Source organism: Rhodomicrobium udaipurense JA643 (assembly GCF_000636015.1).
Taxonomy (GTDB): Bacteria; Pseudomonadota; Alphaproteobacteria; order Rhizobiales; family Rhodomicrobiaceae; genus Rhodomicrobium; species Rhodomicrobium udaipurense.
The window spans coordinates 1-18,831 of the sequence record NZ_JFZJ01000063.1 but is presented as its reverse complement, the minus strand read 5'-3'; the positions used below and the strand labels follow the sequence as shown (position 1 = coordinate 18,831).

General features: G+C 63.9%; 17 protein-coding genes and 2 tRNA genes. 8 read left to right on the top strand and 11 right to left on the bottom strand.

Going from position 1 to position 18,831, the window contains the following annotated elements; genetic code table 11:
- Window positions 1-25: 25 nt before the first annotated feature.
- From rplJ to T281_RS10410, 6 genes are all read right to left on the bottom strand, one after another.
- Window positions 26-553 carry a 50S ribosomal protein L10 gene (rplJ, locus tag T281_RS10435; RefSeq protein ID WP_037238194.1) on the bottom strand — a complete coding sequence of 176 codons (528 nt, stop codon included), beginning with the start codon at window positions 551-553 and terminating at the stop codon, window positions 26-28.
- 311 nt (window positions 554-864) lie between these two features.
- Window positions 865-1,578, bottom strand: a complete 714-nt coding sequence (gene rplA / locus T281_RS10430; RefSeq protein ID WP_037238192.1) for a 50S ribosomal protein L1 — start codon at window positions 1,576-1,578, stop codon at window positions 865-867.
- Window positions 1,579-1,583: 5 nt separating this feature from the next.
- Window positions 1,584-2,012, bottom strand: a complete 429-nt coding sequence (gene rplK, locus T281_RS10425) for a 50S ribosomal protein L11 (protein ID WP_037238190.1) — start codon at window positions 2,010-2,012, stop codon at window positions 1,584-1,586.
- Between the two features lie 125 nt (window positions 2,013-2,137).
- The gene (gene nusG / locus T281_RS10420; RefSeq protein ID WP_013420245.1) at window positions 2,138-2,668 is read right to left on the bottom strand and encodes a transcription termination/antitermination protein NusG; all 531 of its coding nucleotides are present in this window, start codon (window positions 2,666-2,668) and stop codon (window positions 2,138-2,140) included.
- Window positions 2,669-2,705: 37 nt separating this feature from the next.
- Entirely contained in the window at window positions 2,706-2,903 is a 198-nt protein-coding gene (gene secE, locus T281_RS10415) for a preprotein translocase subunit SecE (protein ID WP_037238187.1), read from the bottom strand.
- Window positions 2,904-3,004: 101 nt separating this feature from the next.
- A tRNA-Trp gene (locus tag T281_RS10410) sits at window positions 3,005-3,081 on the bottom strand.
- A 247-nt stretch (window positions 3,082-3,328) separates the two neighbouring features.
- Between T281_RS10410 and T281_RS10405 the strand changes: the two genes are divergently transcribed.
- From T281_RS10405 to rimO, 3 genes are all read left to right on the top strand, one after another.
- Window positions 3,329-3,402 (top strand) — tRNA-Gly (locus tag T281_RS10405).
- 127 nt (window positions 3,403-3,529) lie between these two features.
- Window positions 3,530-5,323: a cation:proton antiporter domain-containing protein gene (locus T281_RS10400; RefSeq protein WP_052037365.1), complete on the top strand. Its 1,794-nt coding sequence runs from the start codon at window positions 3,530-3,532 to the stop codon at window positions 5,321-5,323.
- A 158-nt stretch (window positions 5,324-5,481) separates the two neighbouring features.
- Complete coding sequence (gene rimO, locus T281_RS10395) at window positions 5,482-6,828, top strand: 30S ribosomal protein S12 methylthiotransferase RimO (protein WP_037238203.1); 1,347 nt, start codon at window positions 5,482-5,484, stop codon at window positions 6,826-6,828.
- 144 nt (window positions 6,829-6,972) lie between these two features.
- On the opposite strand, the gene T281_RS10390 is transcribed toward rimO, so the two are convergent.
- The 3 genes from T281_RS10390 to rsmG all read right to left on the bottom strand — a co-directional run bounded on the left by T281_RS10390 (window position 6,973) and on the right by rsmG (window position 9,523).
- Entirely contained in the window at window positions 6,973-7,899 is a 927-nt protein-coding gene (locus tag T281_RS10390) for a ParB/RepB/Spo0J family partition protein (RefSeq protein WP_037238185.1), read from the bottom strand.
- A gap of 113 nt (window positions 7,900-8,012) precedes the next feature.
- A complete protein-coding gene (locus tag T281_RS10385) occupies window positions 8,013-8,864 on the bottom strand; it encodes a ParA family protein (protein ID WP_037238183.1) in 852 nt (283 codons plus the stop codon).
- Complete coding sequence (gene rsmG, locus T281_RS10380) at window positions 8,861-9,523, bottom strand: 16S rRNA (guanine(527)-N(7))-methyltransferase RsmG (protein WP_037238181.1); 663 nt, start codon at window positions 9,521-9,523, stop codon at window positions 8,861-8,863. Before rsmG ends, T281_RS10385 begins: the two co-directional genes overlap by 4 nt.
- Before the next feature lie 42 nt (window positions 9,524-9,565).
- Between rsmG and T281_RS10375 the strand changes: the two genes are divergently transcribed.
- Window positions 9,566-10,204 carry a hypothetical protein gene (locus T281_RS10375; RefSeq protein ID WP_037238179.1) on the top strand — a complete coding sequence of 213 codons (639 nt, stop codon included), beginning with the start codon at window positions 9,566-9,568 and terminating at the stop codon, window positions 10,202-10,204.
- A gap of 143 nt (window positions 10,205-10,347) precedes the next feature.
- Window positions 10,348-10,791 carry a M15 family metallopeptidase gene (locus T281_RS10370; protein ID WP_052037364.1) on the top strand — a complete coding sequence of 148 codons (444 nt, stop codon included), beginning with the start codon at window positions 10,348-10,350 and terminating at the stop codon, window positions 10,789-10,791.
- 76 nt (window positions 10,792-10,867) lie between these two features.
- Here T281_RS10370 and mnmG read toward each other — a convergent pair whose 3' ends face one another.
- Complete coding sequence (mnmG, locus tag T281_RS10365; RefSeq protein ID WP_037238177.1) at window positions 10,868-12,733, bottom strand: tRNA uridine-5-carboxymethylaminomethyl(34) synthesis enzyme MnmG; 1,866 nt, start codon at window positions 12,731-12,733, stop codon at window positions 10,868-10,870.
- Window positions 12,734-13,004: 271 nt separating this feature from the next.
- On the opposite strand from mnmG, the gene T281_RS17760 reads away from it, so the two are divergent.
- The gene (locus T281_RS17760; protein ID WP_162173154.1) at window positions 13,005-13,985 is read left to right on the top strand and encodes a CBS domain-containing protein; all 981 of its coding nucleotides are present in this window, start codon (window positions 13,005-13,007) and stop codon (window positions 13,983-13,985) included.
- Window positions 13,986-14,252: 267 nt separating this feature from the next.
- Here the strand turns inward: T281_RS17760 and mnmE are convergent, their stop codons facing one another.
- Window positions 14,253-15,638 (bottom strand): tRNA uridine-5-carboxymethylaminomethyl(34) synthesis GTPase MnmE, encoded by a 1,386-nt coding sequence (gene mnmE / locus T281_RS10355; protein ID WP_037238197.1) that lies wholly within the window; start codon window positions 15,636-15,638, stop codon window positions 14,253-14,255.
- A 134-nt stretch (window positions 15,639-15,772) separates the two neighbouring features.
- On the opposite strand from mnmE, the gene T281_RS10350 reads away from it, so the two are divergent.
- Window positions 15,773-17,830, top strand: a complete 2,058-nt coding sequence (locus tag T281_RS10350; RefSeq protein ID WP_037238175.1) for a thioredoxin domain-containing protein — start codon at window positions 15,773-15,775, stop codon at window positions 17,828-17,830.
- A 426-nt stretch (window positions 17,831-18,256) separates the two neighbouring features.
- A partial coding sequence (locus tag T281_RS17755) for a helix-turn-helix transcriptional regulator (RefSeq protein WP_155955207.1) occupies window positions 18,257-18,831 on the top strand: 575 nt, incomplete at its 3' end.

Genomic DNA, 18,831 nt, shown 5'->3' with positions numbered 1-18,831 from the left:
TGTTGGGAGACCCTGCCTCAAACCATCACGCCGCTTCTTGCTTTTCCTGCTTTTCCTTATACGCCGCAAGGACACCCACGAGGTTCTGCGCGGGAGCATTGAGCTGCCGCACGAGATTGGTGCCAGGCGCAAGGAACACGCTGAGCAGCTTGGAGCGCAGTTCTTCCATGGACGGAATGGCCGCCAGAGCCTTGACGCTGTCCGCGTCAAGCGCCTGCTTGCCGAGAAGGCCACCGACAATCACGAACTTGTCGGTGGTCTTGGCAAAATCGGCTGCCACTTTCGCTGCCGTTACCGGGTCTTTCGCGTAAGCGATGCCCGTCGGCTCAAGGAAGAGATCCGCGCCAGCACCGTCAGCGGTGTTGGCAAGTGCAATTTTGGCGAGACGGTTCTTGATGACTTTAAACTGAGCCCCGGCGCCGCCCATGCGACGGCGAAGTTCAGTCATTTGCGCTACGGTCAGACCTTTGTAGCGCGCCACCACGACAGAGCCGCTTGTCGTGAAGATGTCGTTGAGAGTCTCAACCATCTCCTTTTTTTCAGCTCTATCCACCGCTTCTCTCCGTTAAAGACGAACCGCATCGCCGCGGGCCGCCGCTACTATCACGCCGCGCGCCTCGAAGGAAGGCGAGCGACTGCTCAGTCCTGTCCCGAGGCGTGATAAGACGCGATCCACCAACCGGAAATCCGGCCAAAGAGATCACTCAAAATCCATTCCCCCGTCTCATGCAGGCGAGTATTAAGCCTCGGGCCGAAACCCTTGGCGCCAGCAATCTTGGACAGGCTGCCCCCGCTGGAGCGGAGACAGCGCCGAAGCGTTGCCGCTTCGGCATTTCCCGGACGGCGAACCGCCCGAAACCCTTGTTACTGCGCGGCTGCCGCGCCCGCGCCGATCAGCGTCGCGGGTTCAACCTTCACGCCCGGCCCCATCGTGGAGCTGAGCGCGATGCGCTTCACGAATGTGCCCTTCGCGCCCGACGGCCTAGCCTTGACCACCGCATCGGCAAACGCCTTGATGTTCTCAACGAGCGCCGTTTCGGTGAAGCTCGCCTTGCCGATACCGGCGTGCAGAATGCCCGCCTTCTCGACGCGAAACTCAACCGCGCCGCCCTTGGCGCCGCGAACGGCTTCGGCCACGTCGAACGTCACCGTGCCGACCTTCGGGTTCGGCATCATGCCGCGCGGACCGAGGATCTTGCCGAGACGACCGACGAGCGGCATCATGTCCGGCGTCGCGATGCACTTGTCGAAGGTGATATTGCCGCCCTGGACCTCAGCGACGAGTTCCTCGGCGCCGATAACGTCAGCTCCAGCAGCCTTGGCCTCATCGGCCTTGGCCCCACGCGCGAACACCGCGACGCGAACCGTGCGGCCCGTTCCGTTCGGCAGAGCGCAAACACCGCGCACCATCTGGTCGGCATAGCGCGGGTCGACACCGAGATTGATCGAAATCTCGATCGTCTCGTCGAACTTCGCTTTCGCGCTACCCTTCACGAGCTTGACGGCATCATCAATCGCATAGAGCTTCTCGCGAACGACGCCCTTCTTGGCTTCCTTCAAACGCTTTCCATCAGCCATGGCGCTTATTCCTTCACCGTGAGGCCCATGGAACGGGCGGAGCCAGCAATAATCTTCGCAGCTTGATCGATGCTTGTGGCGTTGAGATCCTTCATCTTCTTTTCGGCGATCTCGCGCACCTGAGCCATCGTCACCGTGCCGGCATCCGTCTGACCGGGCGTCTTCGACCCGCTCTTGATGCCCGCCGCCTTCTTCAGGAAGTGGGACGCAGGCGGCGTCTTCATCGCAAAGGAGAAGGACTTGTCGCCGTAATACGTGATGACCACGGGCACGGGCGAACCGGGCTCCATTTCCTTGGTCACGGCGTTGAATTCTTTGCAGAACATCATGATGTTCAGGCCGCGCTGACCGAGCGCGGGACCAATCGGAGGCGACGGGTTGGCCGCGCCCGCAGGCACTTGCAGCTTGATATAGCCTATAATTTTCTTAGCCATGTAAGCCTCTCAGGAGCAACGCGCTCCGGGGTTGAGGATTGTGGTTCGGCCATTGACGTCGCGCCTGGCAAGCGAAACGCCGACCTCCCACACGAAAGCCCGACTTTGAAGAACCGCGCGATGCGCTAGATCTTCTCAACCTGAGCGTATTCCAGCTCGACCGGGGTCGCCCGGCCGAAGATGGAAACTGCGACCTTGAGCCGCGCGCGCTCCTCGTCCACTTCTTCCACATGCCCGCTGAAGGATGCGAAAGGACCGTCCGCGACGCGCACCTGCTCGCCGATCTCGAAGGAAATGGACGGCTTCGGCCGCTCCACGCCTTCCTTTACCTGATTGAGAATACGCTGAGCTTCGATCTCGGAAATCGGCTGCGGCTTGTTGTCCGCGCCAAGAAATCCGGTAACTTTCGGCGTATTCTTGATCAGCAAAAACGCCCGGTCGTTCATGTCCATCTTCACAAGGACATAACCCGGGAAAAACTTGCGCTCGGTGGCGACCTTACGTCCGCGCCGCACTTCGACGACTTCCTCCATCGGCACGACAATGTCTTCGAAGCACTCATCGAGACCCGCAGCCGCGGCGCGTTCGCGGATGGAATCCGCGACCTTCTTTTCGAAGTTCGAATAGGCGTGAACGATATACCAGCGCTTTGTCATTATTTTTGCTGCTTTTAGTTACGAATATTTTAAGCGCTTAGTGGCCGAGTCGCAAAAGATGGGTAATACCCCAACTGAATAACTGGTCGGCGAGCAGGAAGAAGACGGACGCCAGCACCGCCATGATCACGACCATGATCGTGGTCACAATGGTTTCGCGCCGCGAGGGCCATACGACCTTCGCGGTTTCGGCGCGCACCTGCTGCAAATATTCGAATGGACCGGTTCTAGCCATATTTTCTCAACACCGATGCGGAAGCGCTTTCGCTTTCGCTATTCAAACGTCTTCATAATGTCTCGAGTGCCCGATTTTCGAGTTTCTCTGCCACCGTGAAGTGGCAGGAGTGGAGGGACTCGAACCCCCAACCCCCGGTTTTGGAGACCGGTGCTCTAGCCGATTGAGCTACACTCCTCCATCCATCCGGTTAAGGGCAAGCCGCCGGAAGGAATGGTTCGAACCAATACCTAACCTGCCTGCTACGGTCCTTACCAGTAGTAGGGATTTGATAGCTATCACGCAAGCGGACGCAATGCCAAGCATTTTTCGAGGGCGCGCGGAACAATTTGCGCTTGTCAAGCGGCTTTGAAAAACGCGGGATCGCGTTCCGGCCACGCTTTTTTCGTTGAGCGCCACGCCAATCTTGGTAATGTGGCGTTCGCGCGGGTGTAGCTCAATGGTAGAGCAGCAGCCTTCCAAGCTGAATACCCGGGTTCGATTCCCGGTACCCGCTCCAACCCTCCACCCTCATTCCATTTGCGGCTAATCCGCCGAGACGTTTCCGCGCTCACGGAAACGTGAGGAAAGTGGTTTCCTGCACGCCCGCTTGCTTGTACAAAAAGGGAAGCACAAGCGGAGGGTTAGTGAGCGCGTCCATCAACATGCAGGCCTATAGCGACGCGCTCGTCGTGCTGGGTACGGCGGGAATCATCATCCCCATGGTGCATGCGTGGGGCCTGAGCCCGGTCCTCGGCTGGCTTGGCGCCGGCGTCCTGCTAGGGCCGCTGGGGCTTGGCTCGTTCATCCCGGAAGCGCCGTTGCTTTACTGGTTCACCGTGGTCGATCCGAGCCATATTTCCGGCTTCGCCGATCTCGGCGTCGTATTCCTTCTCTTTCTTATCGGCCTCGAACTGTCTTACGAGCGGCTCCTCGCCATGCGGCGGCTGGTCTTCGGACTCGGCGGCCTTCAGGTGGCGATCACGGCGGCCATCATCGCCATCATCGTGAAAGCGCTCGGATACTCCGGCGTGGTGGCGGCCATTCTCGGCGGCTGTCTCGCGCTGTCTTCAACGGCCATCGTGCTGGAAGTCCTGTCGCGGCAGAACCGCCTGCGGACGAGCACCGGCATTGCGTCATTCTCCGTGCTGCTCGCGCAGGATCTCGCCGTCATTCCGATCCTGATCTTCGTGTCGATCCTCGGCGCGCATGGCGGCTCCGTGATCGAGACCGCCGAGCACGCCGTCGTGCATGCGCTCGCCGCCATAGCGATCATCATTTTTGTGGGGCGCGCGTTTCTTCGCCCCCTGTTCCGTCAGGTCGCGCGAACGAAGTCTCGGGAACTGTTCATCGCCGCAACGCTGTTCGTGATCGTGGGAACGGGCGTCGTCGCCGCGCTCGCCAACCTCTCGATGGCGCTCGGCGCATTCGTTGCGGGCGTGCTGCTCGCGGAAACGGAATATCGCCACGCCATCGAAACGGTCGTGGAGCCGGTCAAGGGCCTGCTGCTCGGAATGTTCTTCTTCACCGTTGGCATGGGCATCGACTTCCGAGAGCTGCTGCATTGGCCGATCTGGCTGCCCGCGTGTGTCGTGGGGCTCATCGCGCTGAAGGCCGCCATCCTGATCCCGCTCGCGCGCGCATTCGGCGTGCCGTGGGCGGCGGCGATCGAAAACGGGCTGCTGATGGGACCGGGCGGGGAGTTCGCCTTCGTCGGCATCACCCTCGCGGCGTCTCTCGGCGTGATAAACCGTGACGCATCGAGTTTTTCGCTCGCGGTCACGTCGCTGACGATGGCGCTGATCCCGCTACTTTCGATCCTGGCGAACCGCATCACGCCGCTCATCCTGAAGCCGCGGCCGATAAACCCGGCGGTCGCCGCCGAGCCGCAACCGCAGACCCGACACGCCATCGTCGTGGGATATGGACGCGTCGGCCGGGTTGTCTGCGAGATGCTGGAGAAAAACGGCGTGCCCTATACCGCCGTCGACAGCGACACCGCTGCGGTGACGCAAGGCCGCGCTATCGGGCATTCGGTCTATTACGGCAACGCCATCAACCCGCCATTCCTAAAGGCATGCGGGGTGATGGACGCCTCCGCAGTCGTCGTCACCATTCACGTTCAACCCATGATCGACGACATCGTGGAGGAGGTGCGGCGGCTGAGGCCAGACGTCCCGATCATTTCCCGCGCCAGGGACGAAGGCCACGCACGGCATCTCTATACGATCGGCGTTACCGACGCCGTGCCGGTCGTTACCGAAGCGAGTTTCCAGCTCGCGGAGTCGACGCTCCTTTCGCTGGGGCTTCCCGTCGATGCCGTCGAGAAAACGATCCAGGCGCGACGCGCGCAGGTGCGGGCGGAATTGCAGCCGCATCCCATAGTGGCCCGCCCTCGCGAAGCGGCCGCCGGCGCCGCGGAGAGTACCGAGGTCGTCTGATCCGGTCGCTTGACCGCAAAACCTCGCGTCGAAAAACATCACGCTTCGTCCCGCGAGTTTGACCCTCGGCACAACGCCCTTTATCGCGGCGGCGGAAAACGCTACATTTAACGGAGCGCCGCATGGCGCTCTTTTTGTTTCAGCGAGATTTTCACGAAATGCCGAAGCCGGTAGCAGAGCGGGCCGCATCCAACGCGCCCAAGGTGGGATTTGTCAGCCTCGGCTGCGCGAAGGCGCTGGTCGACTCCGAGCGCATCCTCACCCGGCTTCGCGCCGAGGGCTACGTGATCTCGCCCGACTATGACGGCGCGGACGTCGTTGTCGTGAACACCTGCGGCTTCCTCGACAGCGCGAAGGCCGAAAGCCTCGACGCCATTGGCGAGGCCATGGCCGAAAACGGCCGCGTCATCGTCACGGGGTGTTTCGGCGTGGAAGATCGTCGTATTCGTGATTCGTTCCCGGATGTTCTGGCCGTCACCGGCCCACACCAATACGACGCCGTGGTGAGCGCGATCCATAACGCCGCGCCCGCGCCGCATGCGCCGTTCCTCGATCTCGTGCCGCGCGCGGGGTTGCGCCTCACGCCGCCACATTACGCGTATCTCAAGATCTCCGAGGGCTGCCATAACCGCTGCTCGTTTTGCATCATCCCGCAGCTTCGCGGCGACCTCGTCAGCCGCCCCGCCGCCGATGTGCTGACCGAAGCCGAAGCGCTCGTCGAAGGCGGTGCGAAGGAACTGCTCGTCATCAGCCAGGACACGAGCGCTTACGGGCTCGACCTGAAATATGCCGCGAGCGACTGGCGCGGCTCACCGGTGAAGGCGCGGCTGACCGAGCTTTGCGACGCGCTCGGGTCGCTCGGCGCATGGGTGCGGCTGCACTACGTCTACCCCTATCCGCATGTGGACGAGCTCCTGCCGCTGATGGCGGAGGGCAAGATCCTGCCGTATCTCGACATACCGTTTCAGCACGCCTCGCTCTCCGTGCTGAAGGCGATGCGCCGCCCCGCCAATCAGGAAAAGACGCTCGAAACCATCCGCCGCTGGCGCGAGGCCGTGCCGGACCTCGGCCTTCGCTCGACCTTCATCGTCGGCTTCCCCGGCGAGACTGAGGAGGATTTTGCAGTCCTGCTCGACTGGCTACGCGAGGCAAAGCTGACGCGTGTCGGCTGTTTCAAATATGAAAACGTGGAAGGTGCGCCAAGCCGCGCGCTCGACGGTCAGGTGCCGGAAGAGGTGAAGGCCGAACGCTTCGCGCGGCTCATGGAGGTGCAACGCGAGGTGAGCGCCGCCGTGCTGGCGGGTCAGGTCGGCAAGACCATCGACGTCATCATCGACGAAGTGGACGAAGACGGCGCGACCGGCCGCGGCCCATGGGATGCGCCGGAAATCGATGGCTCGGTGCTGTTCGAGGATGCTGGCGAAATGGAGCCGGGCGACATGGTCCGCGCGACAATCGTCGAGGCGGACGATTACGACCTGTGGGCGGAGCCTGTCGCGGAATAGAAGACGCGTCCGCTACTCTGCTTTCCGTATGGCGCAGGCAAGCGCCTCGCGCAGGAGCGCTGGCGCTGTTTGCCTTCGGAAGGGAGCGGAGCGAAAGTCAAGCGAAGCGGCCACCCGTTCGCATGACGAAAAGCGCCGATAGGTTCAGCGCTTCTGCGTGAGCAACGCACGATAGATCACCTGAAACTGCTCAAGCGTCTTGTAGCGAATGATGACCTCGCCCGCTTCGCCAGAACCGGGGTTCATCACCACGGAAAGCCCTAGCGCGTCGGACATGTCGCGTTCGGCCGCGCGCGAGTCGGCGTCTTTTTGCGGCGCGGCGGCCTTGGCGGTTGGCGCCTTGCCCTCGCTCGCCTTCTTGCCCATCACGAGCGCTTCCACATCGCGCACGTTGAGGCCCTTCTTCACGATGTCGAGCGCGACCGTTTCCGCATCCTCGCGTCCGATGAGCGCGCGCGCATGGCCCGCCGAAAGCGACCCGTCGCGCACCAGCGCCTGCACCGGCTCGGGCAGCTTCAAAAGACGCATCGTGTTCGCGAGATGGCTGCGGCTCTTGCCGATGATGCCCGCGAGTTCTTCCTGGGTATAGCCGAAGCGCTCCACGAGTTCCTTATAGCCGCCCGCCTCTTCGATGGCGTTGAGGTCGGCGCGCTGCACGTTCTCGATGATCGCGAGTTCGAGCGCTTCTTGATCGCTAAGCGACCGGACGATAACGGGAACCGTGTGAAGCGAAGCCCGCTGCGCCGCGCGCCAGCGGCGTTCGCCCGCTACGATCTCATAAGACGTCTGCGCCGCATCGGCCGGACGGACGACGATCGGCTGAACGAGACCCTTCTCCCGGATCGAACCCGCAAGTTCGTCCAGCTCCGCCTCGTTGAAATTCTTGCGCGGGTTGAAGGCGCTCGGCCGCACGCGGTCGATCGGAACCTGCCGGATCTCGCCATTCGCAGCAATGATGCGTGGCGTTCCAATGGGCGTTGCATCGCCGATGAGGGATGCAAGGCCGCGTCCAAGGCGGCTTGCCCGAACGGGCGACGGCCCTGTCGCTAATGCGCCCGATCTTGTCTCCATGTCGCTCTCCAGTCGCAAATGGTCATCATGTCTCGCCGCAGTAGCGGCAGCCCTCGACATACTCACCAACGCAAATCACTCGAACGCGGGCCGCGTCGCAACGGCCCTGCCCGTTACGCCGCCTTCGCCGCTGCGGCCGCCGCTGCCGTCGCCGCCTCGCGCGTGATCATTTCCGCCGCGAGGTCCATGTAAGCCTTGCTCCCCGCGCTCGTGTGATCGTAGAGGAGCAGCGGCTTGCCGTGCGACGGCGCTTCCGCGATGCGCACGTTGCGCGGAATGATGGTGTCGTAAACCTTCTGGCCGAAGAAGCTCCGAACTTCGGTCGCGACTTCGTTGGAAAGCCGCGTGCGGCCGTCATGCATGGTGAGCACGACGCCGTGGATTTCGAGGCCGGGGTTCAGGCTCGCCTGGACGAAGTCGATGGTTTCCTTCAGCTGCTGGATACCTTCGAGCGCGAAGAACTCGCACTGCACGGGCACGAGCGCCGCATCGGCCGCCGCGAGCGCGTTCAGCGTCAGGATGCTGAGCGATGGCGGGCAGTCGATGAGCACATAAGAAAGACGGTCGGGTGGCGCGCGGTCCAGTTCGGACGCACGAAGCGACGCGATGGCATCGCGCAGGAAGTAAGCGCGGTTCGGCGCGGCTGCGATTTCCGGCTCAAGACCGGCAAGATCTCGCGTGGACGGAGCGACGAACAGGCCGGGTATCGCCGCCGGCGTCATCGCCTGTTCAAGAGCCGCCGCGCCCGCGAGCACGTCATAAGTGGATACGTGGCGCGCTTCTTCCGGCACACCGAGGCCGGTCGACGCGTTGCCCTGCGGATCGAGGTCGATCACCAGCACGCGCTCGCCAGCCGCCGCCAGCGCCGTGCCAAGATTGATGGCCGTTGTCGTCTTGCCCACGCCGCCCTTCTGATTGGCGACCGCGAACACCCGAAGACCTGCTGCTTGGTTTCTCTTTGTCACTGCTCGCCACCTTGTCTGAGCATCGGCTTGCCGATTTCCAAAATGCGACCCTCTGAATCGCTGAGGCTGGCGTGGCTCTTGACTTCGAAAGCCCATCGCTTCTGCGCGTCAGCGATCTCTACTTCGGCCTCTCGGCCTTTAAGAAACAATCCGGTTGACGCATTACCGAAGAACGGGAGGGCCAGCTCCAACAGCGCATCGAGCGATGCCAGTGCACGCGCCGTGACAACATCGGCAACGGGTACCGCGCCCAACGCGGCGGCATCGGCTATGCGCATGTTGTGCACGCGAGCGGGAGCCCCCGTCCGCCGCGCGACCTCGGAAAGAAACGCACACTTTCTTGCGTTGCTCTCCACAAGATGCACACAGGCGCACTCTTTCTGATTCGCGATCATAATAGCAATCGCGAGTCCGGGGAATCCCCCGCCCGAACCGAGGTCAACCCACGTTCTGGCGCCGGGCGCGAGCGCGACGAGCTGAGCTGAATCCGCGAAATGCCTTTGCCATATCTGAGGAATTGTCTTCGGGGCGACGAGGTTCACCGCCTTCTGCCACTGCATCAGAAGCTTTTCGTACAATTCGAGTTTTTCCACTGTTTCATGTGAAACACGAAAGGTCCGGGCAAATTCTGCGGCGCTGTTCACGTTTGAAGCACTCATTCAATGGTATCCGTTGAGTGGGGGCGCTTTGGAGATTGCAGCATGCTGCCGCGCGTTCCCATGGCCCTTCCCACGCTTCTTGTTGCGCTGCTTTGCGGCGTCACGCAAACCGAGGCGTCGAAGTTGTTCACAGACGAGGCCGAATTTCTCATCGCGCCCGTTCCCTCGGCCGAATGGTCCGTTCAGGAAACCGAAACCCGCACGAAATTCGCCGAGGTCGACTACCTGCCGAATGGGCAAACCTCCGACGACTGGAACCGCCTCGTCACGGTGCAGACCTGGCGCGATCCGGGCTTCCGCTACGACGCCCTCGCGGACACGATGAAGGAGCACGTGGAGGCGACGCAGCCCTGCAAATCTACCGCCATGCAAAAGCTCGCCGACCGCAAGGTGAGCGGCTACGACGCCGCGCTTTACGCGCTGTCTTGTCCCGAGAACAAGACGACCGGCAAGGGCGAGTATACGCTCATTCTCCAGATCCAGGGTCGCGACGCGGTTTACGGCGTGCAGCGGTCATGGCGCGGCGCGGCGTTCGAGCCCGGCGCGATCCCCGTCCCGCATGACGAGGGCGAGGAATGGCTTGCCTGGTTCGATCGCATCCAGCTCTGCGATAACCGTCTCGCGGGCAAAAGCTGCGGCGATGCCCTCGGCAAGGCGACAGCCACCGCCCGCAAGCGCTGACGCGACGCCGCCGCTCAATCCATCCGCGCGCCTCGGTCACATTCCGTGGAAGCGCCACCGTGCCGCTCTCCAGCGGCACCCGCCTTCATGATAAGAGTTAACGCGGGCAGCAGAGGCGCGACCACCAGCACGGCGGCGGCCGCGTGGCCTGGGTGCCGAAGTTCGGCGGCGGCGCGATGCAGGTCGCGACAGTGAACGGCGTGGCCGACAAGCTCAAGGCCGTGTCAGGCGAGCTTGAAGCCCTCGGCCCGGCCTATGCGAAATACCTCGTGCCCGACGGCGGCAGCCATGTGCCGCGCTGCATCGCCCGCACCACGCGTCTCAGCGTCCACTCGTTCGGCATCGCCTTCGACATCAACCCGGAGCATGGCGGCTATTGGCAATACGGTCTGCCGCGCGCGATGGACGAAGCCGCCGTGCGCGAGAAGGGCATCGCGCTCGTCTACCGCAACAAGGTGCCGCTGGAGATCGTGCGCGTGTTCGAGAAGCACGGCTTCATCTGGGGCGGAAGCTGGTATCACTTCGACGGCATGCACTTCGAGTATCGCCCCGAGTTCCTGGCGCTGAAGGCGATCATGGAGAAGTGAGGCGCGGGGGTGTCGCGCCGCTTCACGTGAAACGAAACGCGACGAGGCGGCGGCCCCGGTCGTCACTCGGCGGCGCTTACGCGGCGCGGGCCGTCTTCCTGATATGCGCGAGAAGCACCATCAGCGCGGCCGGCGTCATGCCGTCGATGCGGGCCGCCTGCGCCAGCGTCGCCGGGCGGTGGCGGTCGAGCTTCTGACGCACCTCGTTCGATAGCCCCTGGATCGCCGCGAAGTCGAGCGCGGGCGGAATGGCTACGGCCTCGTCCTTGCGGAAGGCGACAATGCTCGCCTCCTGCCGGTCGAGATAGACGGCATAGCGCGCGTCCACTTCCAGCCGCTCCACGGTGCCGCGCGGCATGTCGCCAAGCTCCGGCCAGACGCGAGCGAGCGCGGCGACGGTCTGCCCCGGCAACGCCAGCAGGTCGAAGGCCGAACGGCGGCGGCCATCGCGGTTCAGCACGATGCCATGACGCGCGGCCTCGTCGGGTGTCAGCGTCAGCGTTTCGAGAATCCGCCGAGCCGAGCCGAGCGCATCCGCCTTCGCGGCATAGGCGGCCTCGCGCGCCGACCCCACACAGCCCACGCGCGCGCCGAGCGGAGTCAGGCGCTCATCCGCATTGTCGGCACGCAGCCGCAAGCGATACTCCGCGCGGCTGGTAAACATGCGATAGGGCTCGGACACGCCGCGCGTCACGAGGTCGTCGATCATGACGCCGATATAGCCGTCCGTGCGCGACACCACGAAATCCGCCACGCCGCCGCTCGCCGCCAACGCCGCGTTGATGCCAGCGACAAGCCCCTGCCCCGCCGCCTCCTCATAGCCGGTCGTGCCGTTGATCTGCCCCGCGAGAAACAGGCGCGGCAGCCGCTTCACTTCGAGCGTGGCGGTGAGTTCGCGCGGGTCCACATAATCGTATTCGATAGCGTAGCCGGGCCGGACGATGGTAGCGCGCTCAAGGCCGGGGATCGTCGCGATGAACGCGCGCTGCACATCCTCGGGCAGCGAGGTCGAGATGCCGTTCGGGTAGACGGTCGGATCGTCGAGGCCCTCCGGCTCCAGAAAGATCTGATGGCTCTCGCGGTCGGCGAAGCGCACCACCTTGTCCTCGATGGACGGACAATAGCGCGGCCCGACGCCCTCGATCTGGCCCGAGTACATCGGCGCGCGGTGGATGTTCGCGCGGATGATGGCGTGCGTCTCCGCCGTCGTCGCGGTGATAGCGCAGGCGATCTGCGGCGTCTCGATGCGATCCGTCATGAAGGAGAACGGCACGGGCGGCGCGTCGCCGGGCTGGCTGTCGAGGCGCGCGAAGTCGATGGTGCGGCCGTCGAGGCGGGCTGGCGTGCCGGTCTTGAGGCGACCCATGCGAAGGCCGAGCGTATAGAGCCGGTCGCTGAGGCCGATGGACGGAGCCTCGCCCACGCGCCCCGCAGGCGTCCGCGTGTCGCCGAGATGGATGACGCCCTTGAGGAAGGTGCCCGTGGTGATGACGACCGCTCCGCTGCGCAGCTCGCGCCCGCTCGCCGTGACGACGCCCGCGACAGCGCCACCCTCGACCAGAAGATCCTCGACCGCATTTTCCACCACCGTCAGCCCGTCCTGTGCTGCGAGCGCGGCCTGCATCTCGCGGCGATAGAGCTTGCGGTCGGCCTGCGCGCGCGGCCCCTGCACCGCCGGACCCTTGGAGCGGTTCAGCATGCGGAACTGGATGCCCGCCTTGTCGATGACGCGTCCCATAAGCCCGTCGAGCGCATCCACCTCGCGAACGAGGTGCCCCTTGCCGAGTCCGCCGATCGCCGGATTGCACGACATCTCGCCGAGCGTCGCCGCCTTGTGCGTGACGAGCGCCGTGGCCGCACCCATGCGCGCGGCGGCGGCTGCCGCCTCGCACCCAGCGTGCCCGCCACCCACCACGATCACATCGAAAGCCCGCTCGGCCATCGTTCACATCCCGTCGTCTTTTGGAAGATCGGCCGCGTCAGGCGAAGTCCGCCTCCGGGCGCGCCCCGAAGATAGCAACCCCACGACGCAATTGAAATGGCGGTCTGGCTTCACGTGAACGCGGCGCTTGTCGCACTTGCGAAAAGACGCGACACTTTTTTGGGATCGGCCAGCGACGCTGCCGCTAGCAAAACGTCGCCTCTGCGATTAGGTGCAGTCATTCGTTGGTGAACACTCACTCTAGGAGAGAGCTATGCAGGCGCGAGATGTCATGACGAAACCGGTCATCACGGCGACGCCCGACACCGACATCCGCACGATCGCGGCCATCATGATGGAGAAGCAGATAGGGGGCTTGCCCGTGCTCGACTCCAGCGGCGTCGTCATCGGGATCGTGACGGAAGGCGATCTCCTCCGCCTCAGAGCGCCGGACGAGCAGAAGATCCACGACTGGCGCCTCACGCTTCTTCTGGACCCGAAGACGCACGCCAAGCCTCTCCTCGAAAAGCTGGAGGCGAACCTGACGGCGCGCGACGTGATGTCGGCTCCGGTCATGACCGTGCCCGACGGCGCCGAGGTGCTGGAGATCTGCAAGATGTTCGTCGATACCGGCATCAAGCGTGTGCCCGTGACGCGCGAAGGGCGGCTCATCGGGATCGTGAGCCGTTCCGACATTATCGCCCGCATCGCGCAGATGAAGCCGGAGCCACGGCAGGGGGAAGGCATCTTCGGTTGGACGCTTCACCTTGATCCGTTCGACCGCGACAAGGACAGGACGCCGCCCCCACCGCCCGCGCCGGAGCCGCGCCCGGACGCTGTTGTGACTGCCGCCGACTTCCGCCTCATCGCGCAGGACGCTGCGGCGAAGAAAATGCGGCAGCGCGCGATCCAGGATCACGTCAAGAGCGACGACCGCATGGCGCGCGTGAAGCAGCTCATCGACACGCACCTGTCCGAGGACGAGTGGCTCACGGTGTTGCAAAGGTCGCGCGATGCGGCGGAGCGGGGCGAACGCGAATATCTCGTGCTTCAATTTCCGGCCGAGCTTTGCAGCGACGGCGGCCGCGCGATCAATGTCGGCGAGCCAGGCTGGCCCGCGACCCTTCGCGGCGAGGCGGCGGAAACCTTCCTGCGCTACGAGCGCACCCTCAAGGATCGCGGCTTCCACATGATCGCGCGCGTTCTCAGTTTCCCGAACGGCTATCTCGGCGACATCGGCCTGTTCTTGCACTGGGGCGGCATCATGGAGTAGCGCGGAGCGGGAGGCTCTGCGCCGCCGATTTCGCGACAAGATCCTTCACAAGAAGCCAGAGCGAAATCCGTTTGCGCTCTGGAACGCAGCGGGCCGCTCCGCCAGGACCTACCGCCTGCGAACGGCATTACCCCCCAAGCCCCGATTTCTATCGCTCAGCTGTCTCGCCGCTGGAGATGGCGACGGCCCGACCAGCCGCCGCCAATGTTTCATGTGAAACACTTTGTTTACTTCTCCGGCGGCGGTCCCGCGCCCCGCTAAAGCAGGTCACTTCCCGACGCAGAACTCGCCGAAGATCTGGCCGAGCACATCCTCCACGTCGAGGCGGCCAGTAAGGCGGCCGAGCGCGTCGGCTGCTTCGCGCAGATGTTCGGCGGCAAGCTCCGGTGCTTCGCCCGCTTCGGCACCGTCGAGGAAAGCGACCAGAGCCGCGCGGGCGCGACCGATCTCCTGCCGGTGACGGACGCGCGTTATCGTCGGCGCTTCGCCGCTGCCGTAGCTTTCGCTCGCAAACCGCACGAGCGCCGCCTTCAGAGCGTCGAGCCCGAGACAGGTCTTCGCGGAAATGTAAATCGCCTCGGGGCCGAAGCTTCCGGGCGCGGGTGGCGGGGCAAGGTCCACCTTGTTCACGACGAGCAGCTTCACGCCGGACGATGGTGTGATGGCCGCACCCGCGATGCTTCCTCTCAATGGCGCGCCGCCCGCCTCTCCTTCCGCTGGAACAGCACCCACGTCCCCACACGAGCCGTCCACCATCGCGAGAACGACGTCGGCCGCCTCGGCTGCGGCCAGCGCGCGGCGCACGCCTTCCTGCTCGACCGGGCTCGCCGCCTCGCGGATGCCGGCCGTGTCACGCAGGACGAACGGATAGCCGTCGAGGTCGAGCGACACCTCGATCACGTCGCGCGTCGTCCCAGGCTCGTCGTAGACGATGGCGGCCTCGCGCCCGGCAAGCGCGTTGAGCAGGCTCGACTTGCCGACATTCGGCTCGCCGACGATGGCGACCGAGATGCCCTCGCGCAGGATCTCGCCCCGGCGTCCATCGGCCAGCGCGCGCTCCAGCTCGGCGGCGAGCGAGCGAGCTTCCGGCACCGCTTCCTTGAACGCGCCGTCCGCGATGTCCGCCTCGTCGGAAAAGTCGAGGCTCGCCTCCACGTAGGCCATCGCCTTGAGAAGAGTGCGCCACCATTTTTCGTAGCGGGCCCGCATCGCGCCCGAATGCTGCGCGAGCGCCTGCCGCCGCTGAATCTCCGTATCCGCGTTGATGAGGTCCGCCAGCCCCTCGGCCTCGGTCAGGTCGAGCTTGCCGTTGCCGAAGGCGCGACGCGTGAACTCGCCCGGCTCGGCCAGACGCAGGCCGACATCCGCCAGCGCATTCATGACCGCTGTCACCACCGCGCGCCCGCCATGGACATAAAGCTCGGCCATGTCCTCGCCGGTGAAATTCGCCGGACCGGGAAGCCAGAGCACCATCGCCTCGTCGAGCATCTCGCGGGAGGTCGGATGGCGCAGCCGCCGGAAGCTCGACACACGGGGCGCGGGCAGCCTGCCGTTGCAAAGCGCGTAGAGCGTCTTTCTCGAAGCCCGCCCCGAAATGCGGATCACCGCGATCCCGGCCCGGCCCGGCCCGGAAGACAGCGCGTAGATGGTCATGAGCGTTTCCTGCTTCTTAAGGCTTCGAAGACAAGTTGCGCGATACATTTGCGAAATTTGGGTATAATCGTCCCGAGGGCTTGCCGTGCTTCTGGCGGACTTTCATTGGGCAAAGCGGTCAACAAGGTTGCCTCATGGCGTTAAATCGTTTGAGCGAAGAGACTAGTCCCTACCTTCAGCAGCACAAACACAATCCGGTCGAATGGTGGCCCTGGTGCCAGGAAGCCTTCGAGGAAGCGCAACGGCTCGACAAACCCGTGCTGCTCTCGGTCGGCTATGCCGCCTGCCACTGGTGCCACGTCATGGCGCATGAGAGCTTCGAGAAAGAGGATACCGCTGAGTTGATGAACCGCCTGTTCATCAACATCAAGGTGGATCGCGAAGAGCGCCCGGACGTCGACACCCTCTATATGACCGCGCTTCAGGAGCTGGGGGAACAGGGCGGATGGCCGCTCACGATGTTTCTCACGCCCGACGGCATGCCCTTCTTCGGCGGCACGTATTTCCCCGACAAGCCGCGCTTCGGCAAACCCTCCTTCAAGGACGTGCTCGTGAACGTCGCGCGCGTCTACGCGCAGGAGAAGGAGACCATCGCGCAGAACACCGCCTACCTGAAGCAGCGGCTCACGCCCCGGCTGAACTACGGCGCCGCGCCGGAATTTTCGGAGGCGCAGCTCGCGGCCATCGCGGCCAAGTTCATCGGCGCGATCGACCCGACGAACGGCGGCCTTCGCGGTGCGCCCAAATTTCCGAACACCACGATCTTCCAGTTCCTCTGGCGCGCGGGCCTTCGCTACAATCTGAAGACCTGTATCGAGGAAGTGAAGAACACGCTCCTGCACATCTGTCAGGGCGGGATCTACGACCACCTTGGCGGCGGCTTCTCGCGTTACACCGTGGATGAGCGCTGGCTCGTGCCGCACTTCGAGAAGATGCTCTACGACAACGCGCTGCTGATCGAGTTCATGACCGAGGTCTGGAAGGAAACGCAGTCGGACCGCCTCAAGACGCGCGTGGCCGAAACCATCGGCTGGCTCAAGCGCGACATGATCGTTCCCGGCGGCGCTTTCGCCGCGTCCTATGACGCGGACTCCGAGGGCGAGGAAGGCAAGTTCTACGTCTGGACCGCGCGCGAGATCACCGACATCCTCGGCCACGGCGAAGAGGCCGCGATCTTCGCGCAGACCTACGACGTGACGGAAGGCGGCAACTGGGAAGGCAAGACCATCCTGAACCGCCTGAAGGCGCTAGCGCTGCTGAACGGTGGCGAAGAGCGCGCGATGGATGAATGCCGCGCGAAGCTTTTCGCCGAGCGCGAGCGTCGCGTGAAGCCCGGCTGGGACGACAAGGTGCTCGCGGACTGGAACGGCCTCGCAATCCGCGCGCTGGCCCGCGCGGGCGACGCTTTCGCCCAACCCGAATGGATTGTGCTCGCTGCGGATGCCTATGGCTTCGTGAAGAGCCGCATGATCGAGAACGGTCGCCTGTTCCACTCCTGGCGCGACGGCAAGCTGAAAGGCCCTGCCACGGCCGCCGACTATGCCAACATCATTTCCGCCGCTCTCGTCCTCCATCAGGTGACGGGCGAAGCGGGCTATCTCGACGACGCGGTGGAATGGACCGCCATCATGAACCGCCACTACGATGCGGAACAGGGCGGCTACTATTTCGCGGCGGACGACACGAGCGACCTCATCCTGCGCCCGCTCTCGGCAAGCGACGACGCCGTGCCGAACGCGAACGCGACCATGCTTCAGAACCTCGCGGACCTCTATACGCTGACCGGCGACGCCGCCTATCTGAAGCGCGCAGACGGGCTGTTGACCGCGTTCCAGGGCGCGGCGCAGACGATGGCCATCGGATACACAGGGCTTCTCTCCGGAGCGCTCACGTTGATCTCGCCGCAGTCCATCGCCATCGCGGGCGACCGCGCCGGCCCCGACGCAGCCGCATGGCGCAGGGCTCTCGCCGAAGTATCGCTGCCGGGCGCAACCGTGCAGTGGGTGAACCCGGACGAAGACCTCCCCGCTTCCTCGCCCGCCTTCGGCAAGAAAGCCATCGACGGCAAGACGACCGCCTACATCTGTTTTGGCCCGCGCTGCTCGGAGCCGATCACAGACCCTGCCATCCTGAAGGACAGGCTGAAGGAAGAGCGTGCTGTTTCGGTGCAGGTGGCCGCGTCGCCCGTTTAGCGATGCGCGCTAACCCGGCGCGTCTCAAGCGGAGGAGACGCGTCTTGCAATTCACTCATCGGCGAAGCGCGGGGTCGGTCGTCAGATCGACGCCCCAAACCGACATCTGCGTCCGCAGTTCACGCACGACTCTGGCTTGGCCTTAGCCGTGGCGGTTCGAAAAATCACACGTTGTTTCCGACGCGCGGAACTGGCGACGATGGCCTCATGCAAGCTCATCGCTGCACAATGCGAAGCGCATGCGAATTGCCTTCAGGTGCGTACGCTGGCATAGTAGCTACTTGCTTTATGTCGTTCAGGAAATTGAAGCTTCGACGCGCTTGCGTCCTGTCGCGGCTCATTTTTCCGTCATTTGTTTTGGGGGCGCTCATTCAACTTTTCTGCGCACTCGCAACTCTTGTGCACAAACCTTTTTAGGAATTCGCCATGTCGCGTGGCATAGCCACAATTCTGTCGGACCTGTTCGATCAGATTGCCGTTGCGGTTTTCATCATTTCCGGTAGCGGAGTCCTCCTTTTCGCCAATCGGTCGGGCAACGCCATGATCGAGGAAGGTTGGCCCATTCGTCTCGTCAACGGCGCGCTCATGGGGGTCGATACCTCGGGCTCGGATGCGCTGAAGAAGGCCCTCGACAAGAGGCTTGCCGACGGCGCGACCGATCAAGCCATCTGCCTTGCTATCGCGGGACAAGGGAGGCCGAGCGCAGTCGGCTATCTGAGGGCCATCCCAAGCAGCGATACACCGGCTTCGATGCTGCTTGTAACCCAGACCGGTAGAACGACCGCCTACGGGCTCGAAGGTCTGGCGAGCGCGTATAACCTCAGCAAGGCCGAAACGCGCATCCTCAAACATCTCGTGGAAGCGCAGTCGCTGCCGGAAGTCGCGCAGCGCCTCAACCTGTCGCTTCCGACGGTGAAAAGCCACATGCGCCGCATCCTGACCAAAACCCAATGCTCGCGGCAGGCGGATCTGCTGCGCATCGTGGAAGGCGCGCGCGCGTA

Excerpts from the sequence above, each read along its gene's own strand:
- mnmE (WP_037238197.1), bottom strand. The coding sequence starts at position 15,638 with ATGACCATCTACGCGCTGTCTTCCGGGCCGGGCCGGGCCGGGATCGCG.
- secE (WP_037238187.1), bottom strand. The coding sequence starts at position 2,903 with ATGGCTAGAACCGGTCCATTCGAATATTTGCAGCAGGTGCGCGCCGAA.
- T281_RS17760 (WP_162173154.1), top strand. The coding sequence starts at position 13,005 with ATGACGAAACCGGTCATCACGGCGACGCCCGACACCGACATCCGCACG.
- T281_RS10390 (WP_037238185.1), bottom strand. The coding sequence starts at position 7,899 with ATGGAGACAAGATCGGGCGCATTAGCGACAGGGCCGTCGCCCGTTCGG.
- rimO (WP_037238203.1), top strand. The coding sequence starts at position 5,482 with ATGCCGAAGCCGGTAGCAGAGCGGGCCGCATCCAACGCGCCCAAGGTG.
- rsmG (WP_037238181.1), bottom strand. The coding sequence starts at position 9,523 with ATGAGTGCTTCAAACGTGAACAGCGCCGCAGAATTTGCCCGGACCTTT.
- rplK (WP_037238190.1), bottom strand. The coding sequence starts at position 2,012 with ATGGCTAAGAAAATTATAGGCTATATCAAGCTGCAAGTGCCTGCGGGC.
- T281_RS10350 (WP_037238175.1), top strand. The coding sequence starts at position 15,773 with ATGGCGTTAAATCGTTTGAGCGAAGAGACTAGTCCCTACCTTCAGCAG.
- rplA (WP_037238192.1), bottom strand. The coding sequence starts at position 1,578 with ATGGCTGATGGAAAGCGTTTGAAGGAAGCCAAGAAGGGCGTCGTTCGC.
- T281_RS10375 (WP_037238179.1), top strand. The coding sequence starts at position 9,566 with ATGCTGCCGCGCGTTCCCATGGCCCTTCCCACGCTTCTTGTTGCGCTG.
- nusG (WP_013420245.1), bottom strand. The coding sequence starts at position 2,668 with ATGACAAAGCGCTGGTATATCGTTCACGCCTATTCGAACTTCGAAAAG.
- mnmG (WP_037238177.1), bottom strand. The coding sequence starts at position 12,733 with ATGGCCGAGCGGGCTTTCGATGTGATCGTGGTGGGTGGCGGGCACGCT.